The sequence below is a fragment of the Kitasatospora sp. NRRL B-11411 genome (assembly GCF_000721345.1).
In the GTDB taxonomy this organism is placed as follows: Bacteria; Actinomycetota; Actinomycetes; order Streptomycetales; family Streptomycetaceae; genus Kitasatospora; species Kitasatospora cineracea.
Genome location: NZ_JOGH01000261.1, coordinates 1 through 2,241 on the forward strand (window position 1 = coordinate 1; position 2,241 = coordinate 2,241).

Consider the following 2,241-nt stretch of genomic DNA (forward strand, 5'->3'; position numbering starts at 1 on the left):
GTCCACCCGACTCCACCCCGCCCGCCATCCGCCCGGACTACCATCGCCCCCATGACGACCCAGCCGTCCGCCCGCCCCGCCCCCTTCGGCCCCAACACCCACTGCCACTGGTGCGGGACGCCCTACCCGGCCGGCACCACGGCCTGGCCGCGCACCTGCCCCGGCTGCCACGAGATCAGCTACCGCAACCCGCTCCCGGTCACCGTCGCACTGCTCCCGATCCACCACCCCGACGGCGACACCCGGCTGACCGTCATCCGCCGCACCATCGAACCCGGCTACGGCCTGCTCGCCCTGCCCGGCGGCTACATCGACTACGGCGAGAGCTGGCAGCAGGCCGCCGTCCGCGAACTGCGCGAGGAGACCGGCATCCTGGCCGACCCGGCCGAGGCCCGCCTGGTCGCCACCGACTCCGACACCCTCGGCGGCTTCCTCTGCCTGTTCGCCCTCCTCCCCGCCCGCAACCTGGCCGACCTGCCGCCCTCCGTCCCCACCGACGAGACCGACGGCTGGCAGCTCGCCACCGCCGACACCCCGCTCGCCTTCCCCTTCCACACCCGGGTCGCCCGCGCCTGGTTCGACGGCGAGTACCTGCGCCTCTGAACCCGCTCTGGGCCCGGCCGGTCAGCGCCCCAGCACCGCCATCGCCGCGTTGTGCCCCGGGATCCCGCTCACCCCGCCCCCGCGCACCGCCCCGGCCCCGCACACCAGCACCCGCGGATGCCCGGTCCCCACCCCCCACCGCCCCACGTCCGGGCCCTCGCCACCGCCCCCGAACGGGAACGCCAGGTCCCGGTGGAAGATGTTCCCGCCCGGCAGCCGCAGGTCCGCCGCCAGGTCCAGCGGCCCGCGCACCTCCAGGCACGGCCGCCCCTCCCCGTCCACCGCCAGGCAGTCCGCCAACGGCTCCGCCAGCACCCCGTCCAACGCCGCCAGCACCCCCGCCAGCGCCGCCTCCCGCACCCCCTCCGGATCCCCGGCGAACAGCCGGGCCGGCAACTGCAGCCCGAACAGCGTCAACGTCTGCGCCCCCGCCGGGACGCCCGGCCCCAGGATCGACCGGTCCGCCAGCGAGTGGCAGTAGATCTCCGACGGCGCGGGGGAGGGCAGCCGCCCCGCCGCCGCGTCCCGGTACGCCCCCTCCAACTCCCGGTACGACTCCGCGATGTGGAACGTCCCCCCGAACGCGTCCCGCACGTCCACCGCCCCGTCCCGCAGCCGCGGCAACCGGCGCAGCAGCATGTTCACCTTCAGCTGCGCCCCCTCCGGCGCGGGTTCCCCGCCGCCCCCACCACCCACCAGCCGCTCCAGCTCCGCCGGCGCCGCGTTGCACAGCACCCAGCGCGCCCCCACCCGCCGCTGGACCCCGTCCGCGTCCAGGTACCCGACCTCGGCCGGCCCCGCCGCACCCCCCGGGTCCACCGCCACCACCTCGCACCCCGTCCGCAGCTCCGCCCCGCCCGCCAGCGCCGCCTGTTCCAGCGCCCCGGTCACCGCCCCCATCCCGCCCACCGGCACGTCCCAGTCACCCGTCCCGCCGCCCACCACGTGGTACAGGAAGCACCGGTTCTGCCGCAGCGAAGGATCGTGCGCGTGCGAGAACGTCCCGATCAGCGCGTCCGTCAGCACCACCCCCCGCACCACGTCGTCCGCGAACCGCCGCTCCAACGCCTCGCCCAACGGCTGCTCGAACAACTCCCCCCACGCCACCGGATCGTCCACCCGCGCCCGCAGCTCCGCCCGCGACGGCAACGGCTCCGTCAACGACGGGAACACCTGCTCCGCGACCCGCCCGGTCATCCCGTAGAACTCCCGCCACGCCGCGAACTCCCGCTCCCCACCCGTCAGTTCACGGAACGACTCGGCCGTCCGCCGCTCGTCCCCACCATCCACCAGCAACCCCCCGACCCGCCCGTCCCGCTCCCACGGCGTGTACGAGGAGATCCGCCGCCGCCGCAACTCCACCCGCACCCCCAGCTCCGCCAGGATCCGCCGCGGCAGCAGGCTCACCAGGTACGAGTACCGCGACAGCCGCGCGTCCACCCCCGCGAACGCCCGCTCCGACACCGCCGCCCCGCCGACGTGCCCCAGCCGCTCCAGCACCAGCACCCGCAGCCCGGCCCGCCCCAGGTACCCGGCCGCCACCAGCCCGTTGTGCCCGCCACCCACGATCACCACGTCATAAGCCACCGTCATCCCGCCGGTCTACCACCTCCCACCCGCCCCCACCAGCACCCCGAC

The 2,241-nt window shown here is 76.0% G+C and carries 2 protein-coding genes; one reads left to right on the top strand and one right to left on the bottom strand.

Annotation, left to right across the window (positions count from 1 at the left end; genetic code table 11):
• Positions 1 to 51 precede the first annotated feature (51 nt).
• Positions 52 to 603, top strand: coding sequence for an NUDIX domain-containing protein (locus IH44_RS0139725; RefSeq protein ID WP_030464724.1), 552 nt, complete (start codon positions 52 to 54; stop codon positions 601 to 603).
• A gap of 21 nt (positions 604 to 624) precedes the next feature.
• Here IH44_RS0139725 and IH44_RS0139730 read toward each other — a convergent pair whose 3' ends face one another.
• Positions 625 to 2,196, bottom strand: coding sequence for an NAD(P)/FAD-dependent oxidoreductase (locus tag IH44_RS0139730; RefSeq protein WP_030464725.1), 1,572 nt, complete (start codon positions 2,194 to 2,196; stop codon positions 625 to 627).
• Positions 2,197 to 2,241 lie beyond the last annotated feature (45 nt).